Origin of the sequence: Pantoea sp. ME81 (assembly GCF_903970985.1) — a bacterium.
GTDB classification, from domain to species: domain Bacteria; phylum Pseudomonadota; class Gammaproteobacteria; order Enterobacterales; family Enterobacteriaceae; genus Pantoea; species Pantoea communis.
The window spans coordinates 1-2,661 of sequence record NZ_CAJCKS010000309.1 but is presented as its reverse complement, the minus strand read 5'-3'; the positions used below and the strand labels follow the sequence as shown (position 1 = coordinate 2,661).

Below are 2,661 nucleotides of genomic sequence, written 5' to 3'. Positions count from 1 at the left end.
GTTCGAAGGCGTGATACTCACCTCGCCATTGATGGCAAAGCAGGCGCGTATTCAGGGGTTGATTGTCGGCCATCGTCGTCAGCAGCAGGATTTCGTGCGCGCGTTAGAGCAAACTGGTATTCGCCCGGTAATCAGTGACAGTTATGGTGCGCTGAACGATCTGCCTGCGGCCTTCCAGCATCAGCAGTCGGCGGGACACTTCGGCAAAATCACCGTGGAGTGGTAGCAGGGAAGCCTGTTTCCCACGCCGGGAAACAGGCTTATTACATCAGTAGTAATCGCCGTGACGGTAATCCCAGGACGGGAAGATGTCCGAGAGCAACGCCATGATTTTATCGACATCCAGGCCTTTGCGAATCAATACCGGGCACGGGGTGATTTTACGCTCGCCGTTTTGCTGTGGAATCAGACGACCTTCGCTATCGACCATCGACACCATTACGCCTTGTTCGTAGCGCACTTTATTTTCATCGTTAGGCTGAATGGATTTCACGTAGTCATTGGCTTCAATAATTAAATCGGCACGCGATTCAATACGTTCGCCAATTCCTTCAACCAAACCACGGTTACCCTGACCTGATGGGTTGGCTGAACTGGCGAAGGAGAATTTCCCGTGATCTTCCCACAGCGCTTTCGCAATATTTTCGCCTGGGCGACCAAATTTAATCACGAAGCAACTGGTCTGGCGGCCATCCATCATCAGCTCTTTTGAACCGTCAGCCGGAATACGCGCCAGCGCATCTTCGCGCCACGGTAAAATACAGCCCAGCAAAATATCCTGATCCCAATGCTGCTGATAAAGCTGGTCAATTTCCGGCGTCAGTTGAGCCAGAGAACGCAGTTGTTCCAGCGAGCCACACAGTACCACGCCTGGCTTGTTGCGCTTGCGCTGCTTGGCTTCAAACTTACGCTCTAACCCGGCTTTATCGGAGGTCATGATGATGTAACCGACTTTCGTTGGGCTGACGATCATACCGCCGTCTTGTGACAAAATCTCGATGGCTTCAGGTTGTAACCCGCCATTCCACGTTATTTGCTTACCGCTCATGGATCTACCCTATCTGCGTATCAATAGATGACGTACAGGAATATTACCTGCAATGTAATTAAGGAATTAATTAACCGGATAATTCATCGGGATTAATGGGTTTGTGCAAAACTATGCTGGTGATAATAGTACGATAATTAAAGTTGATGCAACTGGTGAAAATAACGATGAAAGGAATAGGGTTAATTTAAAATAACGCGCGGGAATTGTAGTGTTATTTAAACAAGGCGCTGAATAAGTCTTTCAGCGCCAGGGTTAATTAAAATATCAGAGCGTGTGCCACACCGCGCAGCGCAATGCCGAGGATGATGCCCGGCACGGCGAAACGGAACAGACGCGGGAAACGACTCGACAGGCCAAGGAAGATACCAATCCCCGGTAAATCAAAGGTCTGAATAAACCAACCCGCCGAGGCGTTGATGTTGTGCGCACTGTATAAACCTTTTTCGACCAGCCCGGCTACCACGCCGTAGTAGGCGGTGCCGCCTGCCAGGCATTTGGTCAGTGCAGGCAGAATATACACTTCAGAGATGTTGAATCTGTCCAGCAGCGGAGAAACCAGCCGGGTAAGCATCTCAATCCCGCCGGACTCTTTCAAAATCCCCACCACCGACAGTGAGAGAATCAGCATCGGCAGCGATCCCAGCGCCAGACGAATCGCGTCCGCACCCGCGCTGTTGATGATGGCGATCAGTCCCATTTTGCTTTCATTATTCGCAACGGCTTCATCTTCATTGAGCAGCGCTGCATCCGAGAGCTTGCGCCCAAAGAAATGATAAGTGGTGGCTGCCGCCAGCACCCCGCCGCAGATGGAGATGAGTATCGCGGCACTCCAGTTGAGCCCGGCAGGAATCAACGGATAAAAAGCGTTGGCTTGCCCCATGGCAAACAGCATCGCCAGCGTGGCCGCCATATGGCGATCGGAAGTGCCGCGTTTTTCCATAATCGCTAATGCCGCTAGCGGCGCGGCGAAACTGACAAAGTTAAGCTGAATCAGGGCAAATAACGCCAGTCCGGTAATACCTAAAGGTTTTAATAACGGAGTGGAATGACGTACCACAAAATCCAGCACGCCTTTGACTTCCAGATATTTCATGATGAATAACATCACCACCATGATAGGAATAAGCGTGTACAACGCGACATCCACCGAGGCTTTGCCTGCAGACATAATTATACTGATGATATTCATGCGGTTGCCTGAACCTCGAACCACGGCTTAATACCGGTAAACATGTTGCTCCCCTTGCCTTAAAAAACGCATAAAAATGCCAGCGCGAAGGGCGCTAGCTAAGGGATAAATAGTATCCCGGTGGCGTAAACTTGAGTAGTGAAGAAATTAAATTTTATCTTGCAGGAAATGGCAGGGAAAAATAACCGTGCGCCGACGTTTGTGCGGCGCACTGGAATATTATTCGATGTTTATTCGCTTATCTGACGAATATTACGTGCGCTGCTCTGCAATAATTTAAAGGCATCATAACGGTGCTGATGCAGCAGGGAATACGACGGCTCGGGATGCCAGCGCTTTTCATCAGTGGTCATGCTGGCCATCGCCGAGGTGACGTCGGAATATACGCCACTGGCGGCAGCGGCAAGAATCGCTGAACCCA

At 50.5% G+C, this 2,661-nt stretch carries 2 protein-coding genes and 2 pseudogenes; 1 reads left to right on the top strand and 3 read right to left on the bottom strand.

Annotation, left to right across the window (positions count from 1 at the left end; translation table 11 throughout):
* Positions 1-226, top strand: a pseudogene (locus H7A81_RS26740) (NAD(P)-dependent alcohol dehydrogenase); the annotation flags it as partial.
* A gap of 42 nt (positions 227-268) precedes the next feature.
* On the opposite strand, the gene H7A81_RS26735 reads toward H7A81_RS26740, so the two are convergent.
* The 3 genes and pseudogenes from H7A81_RS26735 to H7A81_RS26725 all read right to left on the bottom strand — a co-directional run.
* Entirely contained in the window at positions 269-1,048 is a 780-nt protein-coding gene (locus tag H7A81_RS26735) for an L-threonylcarbamoyladenylate synthase (RefSeq protein WP_182059279.1), read from the bottom strand.
* A gap of 259 nt (positions 1,049-1,307) precedes the next feature.
* Positions 1,308-2,240 carry a nucleoside recognition family protein gene (locus H7A81_RS26730; protein ID WP_034819784.1) on the bottom strand — a complete coding sequence of 311 codons (933 nt, stop codon included), beginning with the start codon at positions 2,238-2,240 and terminating at the stop codon, positions 1,308-1,310.
* A 230-nt stretch (positions 2,241-2,470) separates the two neighbouring features.
* Positions 2,471-2,661: pseudogene (locus H7A81_RS26725) on the bottom strand (ribulokinase); the annotation flags it as partial.

What these genes read in the sequence shown, in the direction of transcription:
- H7A81_RS26735 (WP_182059279.1), bottom strand. Translation starts at nt 1,048, where the DNA reads ATGAGCGGTAAGCAAATAACGTGGAATGGCGGGTTACAACCTGAAGCC.
- H7A81_RS26730 (WP_034819784.1), bottom strand. Translation starts at nt 2,240, where the DNA reads ATGAATATCATCAGTATAATTATGTCTGCAGGCAAAGCCTCGGTGGAT.